18 protein-coding genes are annotated in these 17,330 nt (G+C 46.7%); 13 read left to right on the top strand and 5 right to left on the bottom strand.

What is annotated here, in order from left to right; all coding sequences use genetic code 11:
* Nucleotides 1–191 precede the first annotated feature (191 nt).
* Nucleotides 192–1,586, top strand: a complete 1,395-nt coding sequence (locus AM231_RS18730; RefSeq protein ID WP_053491808.1) for an L-cystine transporter — start codon at nucleotides 192–194, stop codon at nucleotides 1,584–1,586.
* 189 nt (nucleotides 1,587–1,775) lie between these two features.
* Here AM231_RS18730 and AM231_RS18725 read toward each other — a convergent pair whose 3' ends face one another.
* Nucleotides 1,776–2,864 carry a M24 family metallopeptidase gene (locus AM231_RS18725; RefSeq protein WP_054403988.1) on the bottom strand — a complete coding sequence of 363 codons (1,089 nt, stop codon included), beginning with the start codon at nucleotides 2,862–2,864 and terminating at the stop codon, nucleotides 1,776–1,778.
* A gap of 208 nt (nucleotides 2,865–3,072) precedes the next feature.
* Between AM231_RS18725 and AM231_RS18720 the strand changes: the two genes are divergently transcribed.
* The 3 genes from AM231_RS18720 (at nucleotide 3,073) to AM231_RS18710 (ending at nucleotide 4,824) form a co-directional block, all read left to right on the top strand.
* Entirely contained in the window at nucleotides 3,073–3,576 is a 504-nt protein-coding gene (locus AM231_RS18720; RefSeq protein ID WP_207383639.1) for a GNAT family N-acetyltransferase, read from the top strand.
* A gap of 77 nt (nucleotides 3,577–3,653) precedes the next feature.
* The gene (locus AM231_RS18715) at nucleotides 3,654–4,229 is read left to right on the top strand and encodes a GNAT family N-acetyltransferase (protein ID WP_054403987.1); all 576 of its coding nucleotides are present in this window, start codon (nucleotides 3,654–3,656) and stop codon (nucleotides 4,227–4,229) included.
* Between the two features lie 130 nt (nucleotides 4,230–4,359).
* Nucleotides 4,360–4,824 carry a GNAT family N-acetyltransferase gene (locus tag AM231_RS18710; RefSeq protein ID WP_054404271.1) on the top strand — a complete coding sequence of 155 codons (465 nt, stop codon included), beginning with the start codon at nucleotides 4,360–4,362 and terminating at the stop codon, nucleotides 4,822–4,824.
* A gap of 70 nt (nucleotides 4,825–4,894) precedes the next feature.
* Here AM231_RS18710 and AM231_RS18705 read toward each other — a convergent pair whose 3' ends face one another.
* Nucleotides 4,895–5,239: a hypothetical protein gene (locus AM231_RS18705; protein WP_054403986.1), complete on the bottom strand. Its 345-nt coding sequence runs from the start codon at nucleotides 5,237–5,239 to the stop codon at nucleotides 4,895–4,897.
* A gap of 181 nt (nucleotides 5,240–5,420) precedes the next feature.
* On the opposite strand from AM231_RS18705, the gene AM231_RS18700 reads away from it, so the two are divergent.
* The 7 genes from AM231_RS18700 to AM231_RS18675 all read left to right on the top strand — a co-directional run bounded on the left by AM231_RS18700 (nucleotide 5,421) and on the right by AM231_RS18675 (nucleotide 13,551).
* Complete coding sequence (locus AM231_RS18700) at nucleotides 5,421–6,575, top strand: response regulator (protein WP_321178417.1); 1,155 nt, start codon at nucleotides 5,421–5,423, stop codon at nucleotides 6,573–6,575.
* Nucleotides 6,576–6,748: 173 nt separating this feature from the next.
* Complete coding sequence (locus AM231_RS18695; RefSeq protein WP_053491813.1) at nucleotides 6,749–7,252, top strand: hypothetical protein; 504 nt, start codon at nucleotides 6,749–6,751, stop codon at nucleotides 7,250–7,252.
* A 178-nt stretch (nucleotides 7,253–7,430) separates the two neighbouring features.
* Complete coding sequence (locus tag AM231_RS18690) at nucleotides 7,431–10,514, top strand: ATP-binding protein (RefSeq protein WP_242615236.1); 3,084 nt, start codon at nucleotides 7,431–7,433, stop codon at nucleotides 10,512–10,514.
* Nucleotides 10,515–10,621: 107 nt separating this feature from the next.
* Nucleotides 10,622–11,545, top strand: coding sequence for an AEC family transporter (locus tag AM231_RS18685; RefSeq protein WP_054403984.1), 924 nt, complete (start codon nucleotides 10,622–10,624; stop codon nucleotides 11,543–11,545).
* Nucleotides 11,546–11,664: 119 nt separating this feature from the next.
* Nucleotides 11,665–11,826: a hypothetical protein gene (locus AM231_RS29175; protein ID WP_165593438.1), complete on the top strand. Its 162-nt coding sequence runs from the start codon at nucleotides 11,665–11,667 to the stop codon at nucleotides 11,824–11,826.
* Nucleotides 11,827–12,021: 195 nt separating this feature from the next.
* On the top strand, nucleotides 12,022–12,465 hold the full coding sequence (locus AM231_RS18680; protein ID WP_053491816.1) for an Rrf2 family transcriptional regulator: 444 nt from the start codon (nucleotides 12,022–12,024) through the stop codon (nucleotides 12,463–12,465).
* A gap of 231 nt (nucleotides 12,466–12,696) precedes the next feature.
* Nucleotides 12,697–13,551, top strand: a complete 855-nt coding sequence (locus AM231_RS18675; RefSeq protein WP_054403983.1) for a VOC family protein — start codon at nucleotides 12,697–12,699, stop codon at nucleotides 13,549–13,551.
* 85 nt (nucleotides 13,552–13,636) lie between these two features.
* Here AM231_RS18675 and AM231_RS18670 read toward each other — a convergent pair whose 3' ends face one another.
* Nucleotides 13,637–14,152: a hypothetical protein gene (locus tag AM231_RS18670; protein WP_054403982.1), complete on the bottom strand. Its 516-nt coding sequence runs from the start codon at nucleotides 14,150–14,152 to the stop codon at nucleotides 13,637–13,639.
* Nucleotides 14,153–14,418: 266 nt separating this feature from the next.
* On the opposite strand from AM231_RS18670, the gene AM231_RS18665 reads away from it, so the two are divergent.
* Entirely contained in the window at nucleotides 14,419–15,030 is a 612-nt protein-coding gene (locus tag AM231_RS18665; RefSeq protein ID WP_207383638.1) for a winged helix-turn-helix domain-containing protein, read from the top strand.
* A gap of 24 nt (nucleotides 15,031–15,054) precedes the next feature.
* On the top strand, nucleotides 15,055–15,861 hold the full coding sequence (locus AM231_RS18660) for an MBL fold metallo-hydrolase (RefSeq protein ID WP_053491819.1): 807 nt from the start codon (nucleotides 15,055–15,057) through the stop codon (nucleotides 15,859–15,861).
* 19 nt (nucleotides 15,862–15,880) lie between these two features.
* Here AM231_RS18660 and speD read toward each other — a convergent pair whose 3' ends face one another.
* Together speD and AM231_RS18650 are read right to left on the bottom strand one after the other, a co-directional pair.
* Nucleotides 15,881–16,693 (bottom strand): adenosylmethionine decarboxylase, encoded by an 813-nt coding sequence (speD, locus tag AM231_RS18655; RefSeq protein ID WP_054403981.1) that lies wholly within the window; start codon nucleotides 16,691–16,693, stop codon nucleotides 15,881–15,883.
* Nucleotides 16,694–16,940: 247 nt separating this feature from the next.
* Nucleotides 16,941–17,306 (bottom strand): VOC family protein, encoded by a 366-nt coding sequence (locus AM231_RS18650; RefSeq protein WP_242615235.1) that lies wholly within the window; start codon nucleotides 17,304–17,306, stop codon nucleotides 16,941–16,943.
* Nucleotides 17,307–17,330: the final 24 nt, after the last annotated feature.

Raw genomic sequence — 17,330 nt, 5'->3', positions numbered from 1 at the left:
ATATACCGGGTAATCCCATCCATATAATAAATATACACACAAAAACAACAGTTCCGGTAGGAATTACACGTCAAACGGGTAATGTAATGTTTAGAGTGGGCGGCTAAATGGAAATGACTACATATTAGCGCACTTATGACATCAGGATGAGGCAGCATATCCTTTTTTGAAGAATAGGAGGATTTATGAGGATGGAAACGCTTTGGGTTATCATCAATGTTCTTGTTCTCTTTCTGTTAGTCGGTATTCTGTACTGGATGCAGAAAAAGCATTACTCGTTTACGAAACGCGTGTTTGCCGGGCTGGGTTTGGGTGTATTGTTCGGCGTGGCGCTTCAGCTCATCTACACTTCGACCTCGGATGTAGTGGTGAAATCCACCGATTGGTTTAATCTGATTGGATACGGGTACGTCAGGCTGCTGCAAATGATGGTCATTCCCCTTATCATGGTATCGATCATATCAGCTATTATGAAGCTTAAGGGCGGTCGTAATCTGGGCAAAATGAGCGGACTCATTATCACGGTACTGCTTCTTACAACGGCGATCGCTGCTGCGGTCGGAATTACAACCGCACTGGCTTTCGATTTATCCGCTGTGAATATCCAGGGCGGCGCTGCCGAAGAGCAGCAAGGCGCTCTGCTGCAGGAGCGGCTGGGAGATGTTCAGGACCGCACCTTACCGCAGCAAATCCTTGATTTCATTCCGAGCAATCCGTTCGCTGATATGACCGGAGCACGTAGAACGTCAACGATTGCGGTCGTCATATTCTCGGCTTTTGTCGGGATTGCGGTGCTCGGCTTGGACCGGAAGAACAAGGAACAGGCGGAGACGTTCCGCAACATGATCAATGCAGTCTATGGCGTCGTTATGCGTATCGTCACGCTGGTGCTGCGTCTGACACCTTACGGTATCCTGGCGCTTATGGCCAAAACGATTGCCACCACCGACCTTGCGGTCATCATCAATTTGATTGATTTCGTTCTAGCTTCCTATGTGGCCTTAATTGTGATGTTCATTATCCATCTTGTGCTGCTTGCGATATTCGGTTTCAACCCGCTTAAATACGTGAAAAAGGTATTCCCGACGCTGACCTTCGCCTTTACATCCCGCTCGAGTGCGGCTACCATTCCGTTAAACGTACAGACTCAGAATAAGAAACTGGGCGTCTCAGAAGGCATCGCAAACCTCTCGGCTACGTTTGGCGCCACGATCGGACAGAACGGCTGCGCGGGGATTTATCCGGCTATGCTGGCAGTCATGATCGCGCCGACAGCCAATGTGGACCCGACCTCCTGGTCGTTCATCCTAACCTTGATAGTAGTCGTGATGATCAGCTCCTTCGGCGTGGCGGGCGTTGGAGGCGGAGCAACCTTCGCATCGCTCATCGTGCTGTCCACGATGAACTTGCCAGTTGCCTTGGCGGGTCTACTGATCTCTGTCGAGCCATTGATCGATATGGGACGGACCGCCCTGAATGTGAATGATTCCATGACAGCTGGCGTGATTACTGGCAAAGTCATGAATGAAGTGGATAAAGACGTGTACAACGACGACCATATTGAACTGGACATGGTGCAGACCTAAAAAGCACAACCAAGAGAGCCATCTTGAAGGCATGATTACTGCCGGTAGATGGCTCTTTTGCATATGAATCAACTGCAAATTACCATCTCTTAATCAGTACAATGACAGCATTAATCAGATAGATGACAAAAGCAAAAGCCCGGATTCCGTTATAAGAACGGCCCGGGCTTTTTATCATGGTGGGTTCAATTATCCGATGGTGGTCAGTTCTTTCGGGAACGAGGTCAGGACCTCAACGCCATGGTCGGTTACGAGGACATCATCCTCAATCCTCACGCCACCTACGCCTGGGAGATAAATACCCGGTTCGATGGTGAACACGGCTCCGGGCTGCAGTATTTCCTCGTTCAGTCCATGGACGGACGGATATTCATGAACATCCATGCCAAGACCATGTCCGAGGCGGTGCACAAACGCAGCGCCATATCCTGCATCATCAATCACTTTGCGTGCTGCCCGGTCAATCGACCCGTAGGTTACGCCAGGCTTTACAGCCTGGATGCCGGCCAGATTTGCAGCGAGAACCGTCTCATAGATGCTGACCGCTTCCGACTTCAGCTCGCCGACGGCAAACGTACGCGTGATATCCGATGCATAACCGCCCGCATATACCCCAAGATCGAACATGAGCAGATCCCCTGCTTCAATCCGGCGGGTACCGGGAACACCGTGAGGCAGGGCGGTGTTGGGACCGGATAAAACCATAGTGGCGAAGGAGGGAGCATCAGCGCCCAGTTTCTTCATCAAATACTCCAGCTCGGCGACAAGTTCGATTTCGCTAACACCGATTTTTACTTGGGCCAGCCCTTGAGTCAGCACATCTTCAACCAGCCGCACAGCATGTTTAATGATGCTCACTTCCTCGGCGGATTTTCGAATTCGGAGTCCGCGAAGCACATCCCCTACATCCTCGACCTGTTCTGACTTAACATGCTGCTGCAGCTGCTCATAACGAGTGACCGACAGCTGGTCCTTCTCCACGGCCAGCGTACCTGCGGTACCCTGAATTTGCTGCTGAAGCAATAGGTAAGGGTTATCCGTGTCCTGATGCGCGACAATATGCTTAACCGTTGAAGCAGCCTCAGCCGCTTCTCTATCCAAAGCGGGTACAATTAGGACTGGATCATTCGCAGTGGAGAGGAGCAGTCCCAAAAAGCGCTCATGCGGGTCGCTCGCAAACCCGGTCAAATAATAAACATGCTTAGGGTCTGTAATAAGTACATGATCCCAGCCCTGAGCTTTCATGGATTGGAGTAAACTTAGCAATCGTTCGTTCATTCTGTTCATTCCTTTCTTTAACCCAAGACGGCCTTAAGCCCGTCAATGTAAGAGTATCGCGTTCAGTCGTGTAAGTAAAGTCTGCTCCTAATATGTGCAGAATTCCTTCATTCATGAAGATCATCTGTGAAAAATAGAAGCGTTTTTCCGTCACCCCTTGTACAATAGTTCTCATAGGAAAATTACGCATCTATTCGGAGGTAAGGTCATGGTGACACATCCATATCATATTGAGTACGCCGTCAAAGAGGATTTGCCGGCCATTGTGGACATTTACAATTCAACGATTTCCAGCAGAAAAGTCACAGCCGATCTGGAGCCTGTTACGGTTGAAAGCCGTATACGCTGGTTTGAAGAACATCAGAGCGACCATCGTCCGCTATGGGTTATGCGGTCCGAAGACGGGATGGTTGCCTGGATGAGCTTTCAGTCCTTTTATGGACGAGCGGCTTATAACGGCACTGCTGAGATCAGTATATATGTAAACGAGAAATACCGCGGCACTGGGGCTGGGAGCATCTTAATTCAGAGAGCTATCGAGGAATGCCCGAGGCTTCACATTCACAATCTGGTCGGATTTATATTCGGCCATAATGAGCCGAGTCTCAAACTGCTGAAGAAGTTTGGATTTGAGCAGTGGGGACTGCTCCCGGCTGTTGCGGAGCTGGATGGAATCAAGCGGGATCTGGTCATTGTAGGCCGTGCAATTTAAGTGCTGAAACACCTGAGGGTAACTTAGTTATAGTATAAGGAAAAATGAGTTACAGAGGATACGGGAGGTTATATCGAATGAACTCTGCTCAACGGAATACGAAACCCGTGCGGTTTCTGGAAGGCGAACGGCTTTACTTGCGCCCTTTTGGTCCAGAGGACACTGCAGGATATTATGAAAAGCTGTTTCATCCGGAAATACGAAGGCTGACCGGAACACGGCAAGCTTTTACAATCGATGGCGTTAGGCGGTATATTGAAGACAAGTCGGGTAGTCCGGATACGATGCTGCTGTTGATTGCTTTATCAGACGATGACCAGATCATTGGTGACATTGCTCTGCAGGACATCGATTACGTTAATCGAAATGCAAATATGCGGATAGCTATTGGTTCGGATGAGCATCTCGGTATGGGGTATGGGCCCGATGCCATGAGGCTTTTGCTGGAATATGCTTACGGAAACCTCAATCTTCATCGTATTGAGCTGCAGGTGTTTGACTTTAACCAGCGTGCAATCAAGGCATACGAGAAGGTTGGCTTTAAGCGTGAGGGGGTTCAGCGTGACGCCTTGTATTACGAGCATCGTTATTATGACTCGATTATAATGAGCATGCTGGAGGACGAGTACAGAGCGAAATACCATCAAGGGTAATAGATAGAGCTTCGATTGTATAGATGGTGATAAGTGCAAACTATTGATGTCATTCTGTATTCCTCCCCCTGCGCCTCATCCGGTACACTTGGGTAAGGTTCTACCAGCAGGGGAGAAGGGTGTGGGCGATATGGCAGCAGAGGTTCATATATATCAAGCGGAACTCAAGGATCTGGGCAAGGCAGCCGCCTTGTTTAATCAGTATCGGCAATTCTATGAGCGGGACGATGATATGCTCCGGGCTGAGCGATATATCAAGGAGAGATTGATCCGGCGGGATTCCGTTATTTATCTAGCGGATTGGAAGCAACACGGACTCTCGGTCCCCGCAGGATTTCTACAATTATATCCAACCCTCTCGTCGCTATCGATGTCCAAGCTGTGGATATTGAATGATTTATACGTGGATGCCAAATATCGCGGGCGCGGCATCGGAAGGAAACTGCTTCATCAAGCGCGAATGAACGCTATACAGACCGGAGCTAAGGGGCTGAATCTGTCCACACAGCATCATAATCTGGCAGCTCAGAGGCTGTATGAATCCGAGGGGTATGTAAAAGATGATGAGTTTATAGCTTACTATCTGGATTTATAGTTTCATATATTGCAAATATTATCCGATAAACAAACAAGACGTTATTCCCTAAGGAACAGCGTCTTGTTTATTATTGATAGATCGAGCATATTTTTCGAAAGACTTCAACGCGTGCAATTTTAAGTTCCCACATCTGATCGAGCAGCTTCCGCTGTGTCTCTTGGTCATCTGTTGATTTCAGTTCTTTGTATAGAGCAAGCATGCGATCATTGATCTGATCCACACATTGCCACAGCTCCTGTTCCGTACATTCCCCCGGTTTGGCTGGTTCCCGGTAACCCGGTTCTGTCCTATGATGCAGCGTTCGAATGATGTCTGCCTGCCATTCTTGATCTCCCAAATGAATAGCCAAATTGAGAATATCCAGATAATCATCGAGGGACAATGATGTCAGTTCAGTATCACGATGTTTCAACTTAAAATGCCCCCTTAAAAAGACTACCAAAGTTATATACCAAGTATTATACTTGGAATTATGAGTTTTTCAAGGATAAATTCAAGAGTATATTGTTATCTATAGCCTCTTGATTGTTGCAACTAGGCACATGAATCAATATAGTTAAGGGTGACCGTATTTTTCCAATCCAAGGAGTTATATGATGAAGGTAATTCTTGTAGATGACGAACCGTTGGCCCTGAAGTATTTAGAACGTCAGCTGTTAAAACTGAATACCATGTCGATCGACGTAATCGGTACATATACGAATCCCTTCGAAGGAAGAAACGAGATTCTCGCTAGGAATGTGGACATCGTATTTTTAGATATCAGTTTACCTGAATTGAACGGCATCGAACTGGCAGAGCAGCTGCTGGAACAGAAACCCCATCTCTGTATTGTCTTTGTGACGGGATATCATGAGTATGCGGTGACAGCGTTTGAGTTAAACGCCGTAGACTATATCGTAAAGCCTGTTCAGCTTGACCGGTTGGCCAAGACGATGGAACGGCTGCGAAGCCGCATTGTATCCAAGCCGGAAGTAACCATCGAGCCCAATCGCAAAATCCGAATGACGATGTTTCGCCAGGTTATGATTGAGCAGCCGAATGAGCCAGGGCAATTCGCCATGCTTCATTGGCGGACAACCCGGGCTCAGGAGGTATTCATTTATTTGCTCCAACACAGAGGGCAGCTCGTTCGCAAGGCGGCCTTGATCGATATGTTGTGGCCTGAATTTGATATGGACAAGGCATATCCCCAGCTCTATACCGCAATCTACCATATCCGAAAAACATTAGAGCCCTATAACTCGCGGTTCCAGATCACCAATACGCGGGAGGGCTATGTTCTGAATATGGAGGATGTGGAGCTCGACACCGAGGAATGGGAGAATTGGTTCACTTCGAATTCTGCCATAACGGCCGATTTAATGGAGCGGCATACGGAAATGCTTAAGCTGTACACGGGAGACTACCTGCAGGAGTATGATTATTGGTGGGCTGAAGGAGAACGACAGCGGTTAAAAGAGTTATGGTTAAGTGTTTCGTTTTCTATGGCGGAGTGGTATGCGGATCAGGAACGCTTCGATGAAGCTCTGCTCTGCTACTCCTCGATACAAAGATTGCATCCGCTTGAAGAGAGGTCCTATTTTTCGCTGATGAAAATATACAACTTGCAGGATAATCCTGGTCAGGTGCATCGCCAATACATTCTCTTATCCCAAGTGCTCCAGGAAGAGATGGAAGAGGAGCCAAATCCTTATATCAAGAAATGGTACGAAGAATGGAGTGCAGGAGTTCAATCGACAACGTGAATAATTAACTGCTCGGTCATAGGGCATGCAGGCATCGGATGTTCATCCGATGCTCTTTTTTTATGTGATGATATGGACCGGGCAGACGGCTTTACCGGCTTGTTCAGAAATTGTAGAGGAATGCCGCCTATACTTGAGAATGAAACAGATGTATCGGGAGGTATATTTCGATTATGAAATTCATTCGAAGATTTAAGGAATCTTCGCTGCATAAAGCCATGGGGCTCGAACTTGGAACATTTCGGGAAGTGGAGCTGGATGCAGGGAAGGGCGAACAGCATTGCAGGGGCTTCTATCTTCACTTCAATGGCATGCGGATCGGCATCGTCGCTACGGACGAAGGGCCAGTATTTCTATGTAATGAGGACAAATATTTGTTGGATAAACATACAGCCCATTTTTTGCTCAGGAAAAATTCGGAAATCAATACATTTATTTTTATGTGGGAAGGAGATGTGAAGCTCCAAATCTCTTATTTACGCTCCTTAATTAAATACGATGAAAAGTGGGTGGACGATTCAATATTCGACTTTTTCTCCTGGTTATATGAAGCCTCCGGGAAAAGGAAATTCTACGCTTACTATACGGTTAAGAACGTATCGGCTACCGAATTATATCCGTACGAGTCGCTGCACCGCTCTGGCCATACTTTAGCGACTTTACCGGCATATGCGTAAGCATACGATTATGGGATACGAATCTATTAAAAAAGGACAGACAACAGTTCGACGCTCATGTAAAATAATGGACATCTAGATCGTGCAGTTCATGATTCCAATATGATATAAAGGACTGTTATTATTGTCGACCCTTGTCCATGCTAAATCGAAACCAATCTCTGGCAAAAGATTGCTTGTGATTACTTTATTATTTATCATCATCCTCATTTCGTTACGCTATGTATGGTTTAAGACAATCACAATACCTAAGCAAGTCTCAATCGAGCAAGGAGTATTGGATCTGCGGGAATGGCTGGCAGATTCCCGTAGCATGGTGGCTTTAAATGGAGAATGGAACTTTTACCCGGATCAATGGATGAGCCAGGAGCAGGAGGGACAGTTCTCCCCCGATTTGAATGCCATTCAAGTTCCGGGTCCCTGGAAGAATGTCAATGAAAATGGCAGTTTATTCGGATATGGTACCTACCGTTTAAAGATACGCTTGCCGGATATGAACGTGTCATACGGCATGTGGATCTCCGATATTCGGACTGCCTATCGATTATATGTAAATGGCGATTTATTGCACGAATCAGGGCATCCATCCGCTTCGCCGGAGAGCCATGTCTCAAGAATTGTTCCTTATGTACAGATTTTTCCTCCGGCTGCCGGTAATGAGCTGGATATCGCTCTGGAAGTGAGCAACTATCAATATCCCGATTCGGGCGGAATTCGGCTGCCGATTAACTTTGGAACGGCCGAAGCTGTTATGAAGGGGAAAGCCTTCTCGGAGAACATGCAATTATTGGTATGCATTGTGCTGCTGCTTCATGTAATGTATGTCCTCATCTTGTATTTGATTGGTTATCGGAACAAGGGCCTTTTTTATTTTGCCTGCCTTATTCTGTCAACGCTTATAGCTACGCTCGGAGATGATGATAAGCTGCTGCTAGAATGGCTGCCTATGATCAATTACGAATGGGCGGTGAAGATCCGAGTTGTATCCTACATCGCGATATGTTTATGTTTGATTCTGTGCACCAAGCATTTACTACAGCCCCAAATTAGGGAAGGCTTCTACCGGGCTTATACGTTTTTTGTGATTTCCTATGCGGGTATCTATTTGCTTATGCCAGTTCATTTGATGGTGCATCTCTCTAAATTCTTGTCTGTTGTGTTCATTAGTTCGGTGCTGTTTCTACCGTCATTGGCCAAGAAAGCGGTCAGTGAGCGAAAGGAAGCCGCTATATTTATCTTGTTATCTGCTGTCGCGGTATCTTGCAACATCATGATTAGTGGTGTTTTAAGATTTCGATTTTTTAAGGAACTGCCCTACTATCCATTTGACTTAATCATTGCATTTCTTGGTTTTGCTTCCTTCTGGTTTATCCGCTTTACCCGAAACACCGTTGTGTTGAAGGAGCAGGCTGAGCAGTTACAGCGGGCCGATAAGATGAAGGACGAGTTTCTGGCGAATATGTCCCATGAGCTGCGTAATCCGCTGCACGGCATGATTAATATGGCACAAACCCTATTGGATCGTAAAGGAGAAAGGTTGCAGCAAGAGGACCGAAATCAGCTTGAATTAATCACGGGCATTGGACGGCGAATGTCCTTGTTGCTGGATGATTTGCTGGATATATCGTTATTGAAGGAAAAGAGGATCCGTCTGAACGTAGGGAGCATTCATCTCCAATCTACTGTCCAGAGCGTGATGGGACTGCTTGAACCGATGGCAAAAGGTAAGCAGATCGAGCTTGTATGCGAGATCCCGAATGAATTTCCCCGGGTTGTAGCAGATGAGAATCGTTTGATTCAGATCATATTCAACTTGGTTCATAATGCAATCAAGTATACGGAGTCAGGCAGGGTTTGGGTGACTGCCGACGTTGTCGATGGAAGGGGGTACATACATGTTCGAGATACAGGAATGGGGATGGATGAAAGGACACTAGGGCGAATCTTCTCCCCCTATGAGCATGGAGATTCCCATGATGCCTCGGCGGATGGTGGTTTGGGGTTAGGACTGAGTATCTGTAAGCAGCTTGTAGAGCTGCATGGAGAAGAGATATCCGTGACGTCCACGCCGGGACAGGGAAGCTCGTTTACTTTCACACTGAAGGTGGATGATACGATGATTCAGGTGAAGTCCGATCCCCTGAAGCTGATTGCGGCTACTTCCATTTCCGTTTCTTCGAAAGATAGTATGACGCGATATGAATACGATGCTAGAAATGAACATGATAATACCGAGATAGTAGCGCCTACCGATCCCCCGCTAGGGAAATTACTCATCGTGGACGACGATCCTGTAAATTTGGAGATCATCCATCATTTACTGTCAGGCGAAGGATACCAGATTATGGCGGTTACCCGGGCTGAGGAGGTTCTGCGTCAGTTGGATCAAGGGGAATGGGATGTCATTATATCCGACGTAATGATGCCTCAAATGTCGGGGTATGAGCTGTCACAGAAGGTCCGGGAAAGGTATATGTTATCCGAGCTTCCAATTCTGCTGCTGACGGCAAGAAACCGGCCTGCGGACATTCATATGGGGTTCAATGCAGGAGCGAACGATTATTTAATAAAGCCGGTGGATCATTTGGAGTTAAAAACAAGGGTCCGGGCGCTGCTTGAGCTCAAGCGGTCCACGAAGGAACGTTTACATATGGAAGCCGCTTGGCTCCAGGCCCAGATCCAGCCGCATTTCTTACACAACACCTTGAATTCAATCGCTTCACTTAGCGAGATTGATCCTTCTCGGATGATTATGCTGTTGGAACGGTTTAGTCATTATTTAAGAGCCAGCTACGATGTGAGCAATTTGCAGCGATTTATACCACTCGAGCAGGAGCTTGAATTAGTGCGTTCCTATTTGTATATCGAGGGCGAGCGATTTGGCGAACGACTGCGTGTCCATTGGCATATTTCGGATCAAGTTGCCCTCCAGCAGTGGGGGATTCCACCTCTTGCCATGCAGACGATTGTGGAGAATGCGGTGGTCCATGGGATACTGGCGCGTACCGTGGGAGGAGCTGTTACCATCAGCATTACAAGTGAAGGTGAAGCAGTAAGGGTCACCATTTCGGATAATGGAGTCGGAACCGATCCTGAGAAACTCCGATTGATTCTGGGGAGCGGACAACACTCTGATAAGAAAGTGGGCCTGATGAACACAGATCGACGCTTGAAACAAGCCTACGGCCAAGGGCTCAAAATCGATAGCGCACCGGGTAAAGGAACTAATGTGTCATTTCTGATCAGGAAGATGACACCCTAAGAATCTAAACCTATTAATGCTATAGTCTTTGTATCTTGGACGAATGCTTAACCTGTGGGGTAGGATGGAGAGGTAATGATATTGACTTCTGTATAAGGGTGGACTTCATGATCTCTTCTATTTTACTTACGATGTATAGCGTATTCCTACCCATATCGCTCCCTGTTATCGGCGGAGCCCTGCTTAAGCGGTTCAAGGGAATTGATACCAAGGGGCTGTCGGCCCTGTCTCTATATGTGCTGAGCCCGGCGTTAATCTTCGAAACGCTGGAGAATGCCTCCATTACTTCGAATGAAGTGGCGGTTACCGTTGCCTTTTGCTTACTGAACATGCTCGTCCTTTGGGTACTAAGTGCTTTCATTGGGAGATGGCTTGGCTTGTCACAGGCTGAAAAATCCGGCCTGTCCTTAACCACTATTTTTACGAACAGTGTAAACTATGGGTTGCCTTTGGTCCTTCTTGCGTTCGGACAAGCCGGGCTGGACAAAGCCTCCGTGTACGTCATCGTTCAGATTATCTTGATGAATACACTCGGGGTGTATCTGGCAGCGAGATCTCATTTTTCGGCTGCTAAAGCTGTCCGGTCGGTATTTACGCTTCCCTCGGTCTATGCGGCTGTGCTCGCTGTATTTTTCCGGTGGATGGAGTTTCAACTTCCCCAAGGATTGGAAACCGGCATATCCATGTTGTCCGCGGCTTATGCGCCATTAGCTCTAATCATCCTCGGAGCGCAGATGGTCGGGGTTCGTGAGAGTGAGACCACCCTTATTGTCACGAAGCGTGGATTCTGGTCAGGGATGGTAATGCGAATGCTGGTGGGTCCTACTGTTGCCTGGCTGCTGCTGCTGGTGCTATCGATTGAAGGAACTCTGTTTTCGGTTATTCTAATCTTGTCAGCAATGCCTGCGGCCGTAAACGCGGTCATTCTTGCCGAGGAGTATGACGCTGCCCCCAGGCTGGTATCCAGATGCATTCTGTGGACGACGCTGGCATCCTTTATTGTACTGCCGCTCATGATTGGCTTATTGTAAAAGCACATTCTTCGTCTCCTCCTAATAACTGGTTCAACATCGAGATGTGCGTGTATAAAGTAGTAAGCATTCAGAAATTACCATCATCTGCACGACAGAATCGGATGGAGGTGGAGATTATGAGCAGGCATGACCATGATGTGGAAATCGAGACCCGCAATATCGAAGAGCGTAATGACTCCAGCAGGGTAGCTTCAACACTCATCAAGTATGTTGCATACCTTATTATCTTTTTTGGATTCTTGTATTTCCTTATCAAGTATGTATTCCCGATGTTCTAAACATCATCTCGAGAGTCTTTCCCCATAAGGGGAGGGGCTTTTTTTCATATGATTTAGAATGTCTTGGCATGGAGGCTTAATTTAAATGAATTCGCTCCATTGGCCTCACGGCCTGATCGTTGACTTTAGAAACCAATATTACTATGATGGTTAACATGTTAGTCAATTGAGATTATGGCCGTCAGGAGGGATTGCATGAATATTAGCAGCCGATTTGCAGTGGCCATTCATATTCTAACCATACTTGAGATGAATAAGGCCGGCGTCAGCACCTCGGATTATATTGCGGAGAGCGTGAATACAAATCCGGTCGTGATCCGGCGTATTGTAGGCATGCTGAGCAAAGCGGGCTTGGTCGAAGTAAAACCTGGCGTAGCGGGGGCGAGGCTGGCAAAGCTTCCGTCCGAGATTACGCTGCTTGACATATATCATGCCGTACATGTCGTTCAGGAAGATTCTTTGTTTGGCATTCATGAGAATTCGGACACGAAATGTCCTGTTGGAAAACATATTCAATCAGCGGTTGTCCCGGTATTCTCAGCTGCCCAGAGGGCAATGGAGAACAAGCTTCAGGAAGTGAATCTGGAGGAAATTGTCGGGACAATTCAAGCATCTGCGGGCGGAATATTAAGTGAATAATGAATGAGGTGCGCTCTATCCTGATAAGGATGAGCGTTTTTTTCGTTGTTTCGATTAGACGGCTAGGGGAGCCGTTCGGTCCGCAGGTTCAATACGGATTTGACAACAAGACCGTCCTGTAACTATAATGATTACAGGTTAGTTGTAACTATTTTAATTACAGGAAAGCCTCTCGTTAACCTGATACATTTTATTCAATAGACAAAATTACAATACTCAAGGAGTGAGCATATGACAGCTATTATACATCCATCCACGAAGCTGGGGTCGGTTTCTCTTCGAATTCGTAATCTGGCACAATCCGTGCGCTTTTATACGGAAGTTGTTGGTTTGCGAATGCTTCGTCAGCATGGCAGAATAGCCGAATTGACAGCCGATGGCAAACGGCCGCTGCTGATCATCGAGGAGGTCCAGGATCTGGTGATTTCACAGACTCGGACGGCAGGACTATACCACTTTGCAATTCTGGTTCCGGATCGGGAAGCGCTCGGTCTTGCGCTTGCCAATCTGATTGCTCACAACATTCCTGTCGGTCAAGGCGATCATCTGGTCAGTGAAGCATTGTACATTAATGACCCGGACGGAAACGGCATCGAAATTTATGCCGATCGGCCTAAGGATACCTGGAAACGCGATGCCAACGGGGAATATGTGATGACCACCGACCCGGTTGATGTTGAGGGTCTGCTCGCTCTCTCCCAAGGCAAGGAATGGCATGGACTTCCCGACGGGACAGTCATCGGTCATGTACATTTCCATGTATCCGATTTGGATAAAGCCCGCGCATTTTATTGCGATGTCCTGGGATTCGAGCTGACCGCTCATTATGGCGGTGCCGCATTGTTTATATCTGCAGGAGGATATCATCATCATATCGGCCTCAATGTATGGGCAGGAATCGGAGTACCGAATACTCCCCGAAATGCGGCCGGGATGGAGGACTATACGATTGAGCTTCCAAGCCGTGAGGCGCTTGAGGAAGTCGTCAGCCGTATCCGCGAGGCAGGACTTCAAGTGGAACAGCGGGATAGTACCTTCACCGTCCAGGATCCATCAGACATTTGGATTCGGTTGGCCGTAGCTTAAATATGAACATGAAATAAGCCTGACCCCTATTGCGGTCAGGCTATATTCTTCGCATCGATTTGCATGCTCCCCTGAAGAAGGCAAGTCATACCTGATTTAATCCTTCCAGCGTACGGAGCATAAACTCCAAAATAGTGGGGATATCGCTCATCTGCTCTTCGTTGATCTTGCGAGGAAAGCGCAGCTCGATCGTGTTGTGGAGGAGGAGCAGTTCATCACCGTAGATATATCGTATCGTTTGTATCGGTGGAAGCTCCGGTTTCCATATGTCCTCTACGATCTGTGCGAGTGCGGGACACTCCACGGAAGCATCGGTCATGCTTTTATAAAAGCGGAGCTTCAACTCGCAGCCTGGTTCATCTTCCGGATTGTCCAGAATCTCAGCTGCTAAATCTCGCAGCCCGGTTTCCAGACAAAGTTCGGCTGAAGTTGTAAGTTGCTGAATCAGCTCAAACCGAATACTGAAACTTCTGGACAATATTGCCATATCCAGGAGATCCTTTCGATCGGTAATGCGAATGATTTCATCGAGGTTATCCAGGTCATAAACCGCATTCTCGATGCCCACCTTTAAATTTTCGAATATCGTTGGGTCAAACATGAGGCCAGGCACATCCTTTGAACATGATAATGACGTACATATGTCGTGAATAATATATCACAATAAATCTGTTTCAGGGGAACATGCCCTTGCTGTAAGCGGCACTCTCTGTGAGATTTCCTTCTGTTTTAACACAGTATTACCTAATCGACTCATTTTGACTAGCGCTTAGAAGCAGGATTGACTCAAGGATAAAAGTCATGATAGGATGAACCATGAATAACAGTAAAATTAATTTTACTGGTAAAATAAAAAGAGGTGTTAAAATGAAATTGACAGGTGTCTATAAAATTAAAACCCACGAACAGCTCAAAGCGATTGCCGATCCGCTGCGTACCAAGATACTGATGAATCTCGTGAAAGATGCCTACACCGGGCAGCAGCTAGCCGAGTTACTGGACATTACGCGGAACAATATTTACTTTCATCTCAAGGAGCTGGAGAAGCATGGCATCATTCATGTGGTCCGGAAGGAAGAGAAGAACGGTATCGTACAGAAATACTATCGCGCCGTCGCAAGTCGTTTCATTCCTGAAGATCATTTGCTGCCAAGTCTGGATTTAGTAGAAACTTCTAGACAGGTTTTTATGGAGACACTCGATGTTACCCGGACGAAGATTGAGAATGCATCCGTATCCTCTTTTGCCTTGAACAGCGAAAGCGAACATTATAGGAAGAACATCGCCGGCACTTATCGGTTCCATGCTACGCAGGAGAATTTCCATGCTTTTGTGGAGGAGTTTAAGCAGCTCATGCATAAACACTTCACGATGGAGACGGCCGAACCAGGCAGTACGGCACTGTCCCCGGAAGAGAAAAGCTACTATATGTCGTTGATTGCATTTCAAGATGATCAAGAGGATATTACCATTCGATAATCCATGATGGGAGAGTAATTACATATGGAGAATAATCAATATAACGTTGTTATCGATGATGCATGGTTTACCGTATCGAAGCTAGATGCGGCTACATATGCGATCAGTGAGTATGGGCATTGGGAAAAGGTGCATTCGTTTCTGCTGATAGGAAGCGAGCGTGCCGTATTGATCGATACGGGACTGGGCATTGATAATATGAAGCGGATGACGGATCAGTTAACGGATTTACCTATCATGGTTCTGACCACGCATGTTCACGCAGACCATATCGGCAGTCATGGGCAGTTCAGAGAGATTTATGTCCATGAGGTCGAAGAAGATTGGCTCGTCAGCGGGATTAAGAAGCTTTCTATTGAACAAATCCGTAAAGACATATCACGCGATATCACGAGGCCCGTGCCGGCATCCTTCGATCCGTCAACCTACACCCCTTATCGTGGCCAGCCGACAGGCCTTCTCCGGGATGGGGATATCATCGAGCTGGGCGAACGGAGTTTGGTCATTTATCACACACCGGGCCATTCTCCAGGACATATCGCGGTATTTGATATCAATCGGGGTTACTTGTTCACAGGGGATTTGCTGTATGATGAGACGCCGGTATATGCCTTTTATCCAACGACAAGTCCGGAGGATCTCGTAAACTCGCTCGAGCGGATCACGAATATCGATGGCATAAATCGGATCTTTGGTTCTCACAATACACTTGGACTGGACCCGGCGTTGCTGGCTGTGGTGAGAGAAGCGGTGCAAGATCTGCGGGAAAAAGACCTTGTCCGATTTGGAACGGGCATTCATCACTTCAATGGATTCTCGGTCCAATTCTGATCGTTAACACTCATCATCCCTAACTTCGGTCCATATTTTTACCGTAATATATTTCGTCGATCTCTAGTTTAATTCGCTCGGTAATTTCCTGTTGTTCAGCTTGGGACAGCGTATCCTTCGTGTAACCAAACAGGTAGTTGTCCAGATCGAACTGCTTCAGCTTGCACTTGGTGTGGAAGATATTCTCTTTGTATACGTTGACATCAATCATATCGAATAAATCTTTCGCTTCGTCGGAAATATAGTTCTGAATGGAGCTGATCTCATGGTCGATAAACAGCTTGTGTCCATGAATATCTCTTGTAAATCCCCGAATTCTATAGTCGATCGTCATTATATCCGTATCAAAAGAATGGATCAAGTAGTTTAAGGCTTTTAGCGGTGAGATTTCCCCGCATGTCGACACATCGATGTCCGCCCGGAAGGTACTTATCCCCTCGTCGGGATGGAATTCCGGATACGTATGGACGGTAATATGGCTCTTGTCGAGCTGCAGCACAACGTTATCCGGGAGCGGCCCCGGCGATTCGTCATAGGATTCCTCCGGAACCTCCACGACAGGTCCTTCAGATACAAGCATCGTTACGCTGGCGCCTTGTGGGATATAATCCTGCTTGGCAATATTCAGGACATGCGCCCCGATGATTTCAGCCACATGGCTTAATATTTTTGTCAGCCGATCCGCATTATACTGCTCGTCTATATATTCCAGATATGCTTCCCGTTCTTCCTTGGTTTTTGTATAACAGACATCATACATATTAAAGCTGAGAGACTTCGTCAGATTGTTGAACCCATGCAGGGTAATGCGTTGTTCTGGTGTCATATCCATATGAAATGTCCCCCTTGTGTAGTTAATATATCAGTTCTATTATCTATTATTTCCGAAATCGACTATTCCTAATCTGCTTATGCTTTATCTTTAGAGATTTACATTAATATGTTCTTACCCGTATCGGGTTCAACATTAACAGACCAGATTACACACTAAGAAGGACACCCTTGCATGCATGCAGAGTATCCTTCATAATCCATGGACTTTCTTATTGCAGAAATCATGCTCCTCCCCAGAAAACGATTTACGTAAATTCCAGCAATTCGATCACATTGCCAAACGGGTCTCGTATCGCACTGTATAGCCCGGGAGGGCAAGGCTTCGGGGGTTCAATGATGACTTCAACACCCTGTGATTTGTAGGCCTCAATAGCTGCGTTAACATCAGCGGTCTCGATTCCGATGATCACCTGCGCTTCGTGAGGGTAATCCGTGTCTGCTCGGCGCTCGCATTTTTGTAGAATCAGAGATATACCCTCATTCTTCAAACTGATGATCTCTTCATCGTAAACCCTGGAAATTTCGAATCCTAGAATGTCACAATAAAATCGTCTGGCTTGATCCATATCATTTACATTAATAGATAATACGCATAGGTTTGACATAGTCATTCACTCCTCCAGTTCTTGAGTTGG

Source organism: Paenibacillus solani (genome assembly GCF_001277345.1).
GTDB classification, from domain to species: Bacteria; Bacillota; Bacilli; order Paenibacillales; family Paenibacillaceae; genus Paenibacillus_AQ; species Paenibacillus_AQ solani.
The sequence above is the reverse complement of the archived record's forward strand: the minus strand, read 5'-3'. Positions and strand labels throughout refer to the sequence as shown.

What these genes read in the sequence shown, in the direction of transcription:
- AM231_RS18710 (WP_054404271.1), top strand. Translation starts at nt 4,360, where the DNA reads ATGGCAGCAGAGGTTCATATATATCAAGCGGAACTCAAGGATCTGGGC.
- AM231_RS29175 (WP_165593438.1), top strand. Translation starts at nt 11,665, where the DNA reads ATGAGCAGGCATGACCATGATGTGGAAATCGAGACCCGCAATATCGAA.
- AM231_RS18665 (WP_207383638.1), top strand. Translation starts at nt 14,419, where the DNA reads ATGAAATTGACAGGTGTCTATAAAATTAAAACCCACGAACAGCTCAAA.
- AM231_RS18660 (WP_053491819.1), top strand. Translation starts at nt 15,055, where the DNA reads ATGGAGAATAATCAATATAACGTTGTTATCGATGATGCATGGTTTACC.
- AM231_RS18715 (WP_054403987.1), top strand. Translation starts at nt 3,654, where the DNA reads ATGAACTCTGCTCAACGGAATACGAAACCCGTGCGGTTTCTGGAAGGC.
- AM231_RS18730 (WP_053491808.1), top strand. Translation starts at nt 192, where the DNA reads ATGGAAACGCTTTGGGTTATCATCAATGTTCTTGTTCTCTTTCTGTTA.
- AM231_RS18725 (WP_054403988.1), bottom strand. Translation starts at nt 2,864, where the DNA reads ATGAACGAACGATTGCTAAGTTTACTCCAATCCATGAAAGCTCAGGGC.
- AM231_RS18685 (WP_054403984.1), top strand. Translation starts at nt 10,622, where the DNA reads ATGATCTCTTCTATTTTACTTACGATGTATAGCGTATTCCTACCCATA.
- AM231_RS18695 (WP_053491813.1), top strand. Translation starts at nt 6,749, where the DNA reads ATGAAATTCATTCGAAGATTTAAGGAATCTTCGCTGCATAAAGCCATG.
- AM231_RS18670 (WP_054403982.1), bottom strand. Translation starts at nt 14,152, where the DNA reads ATGTTTGACCCAACGATATTCGAAAATTTAAAGGTGGGCATCGAGAAT.
- AM231_RS18700 (WP_321178417.1), top strand. Translation starts at nt 5,421, where the DNA reads ATGATGAAGGTAATTCTTGTAGATGACGAACCGTTGGCCCTGAAGTAT.
- AM231_RS18675 (WP_054403983.1), top strand. Translation starts at nt 12,697, where the DNA reads ATGACAGCTATTATACATCCATCCACGAAGCTGGGGTCGGTTTCTCTT.
- AM231_RS18650 (WP_242615235.1), bottom strand. Translation starts at nt 17,306, where the DNA reads ATGACTATGTCAAACCTATGCGTATTATCTATTAATGTAAATGATATG.
- AM231_RS18680 (WP_053491816.1), top strand. Translation starts at nt 12,022, where the DNA reads ATGAATATTAGCAGCCGATTTGCAGTGGCCATTCATATTCTAACCATA.
- speD (WP_054403981.1), bottom strand. Translation starts at nt 16,693, where the DNA reads ATGGATATGACACCAGAACAACGCATTACCCTGCATGGGTTCAACAAT.
- AM231_RS18720 (WP_207383639.1), top strand. Translation starts at nt 3,073, where the DNA reads ATGGTGACACATCCATATCATATTGAGTACGCCGTCAAAGAGGATTTG.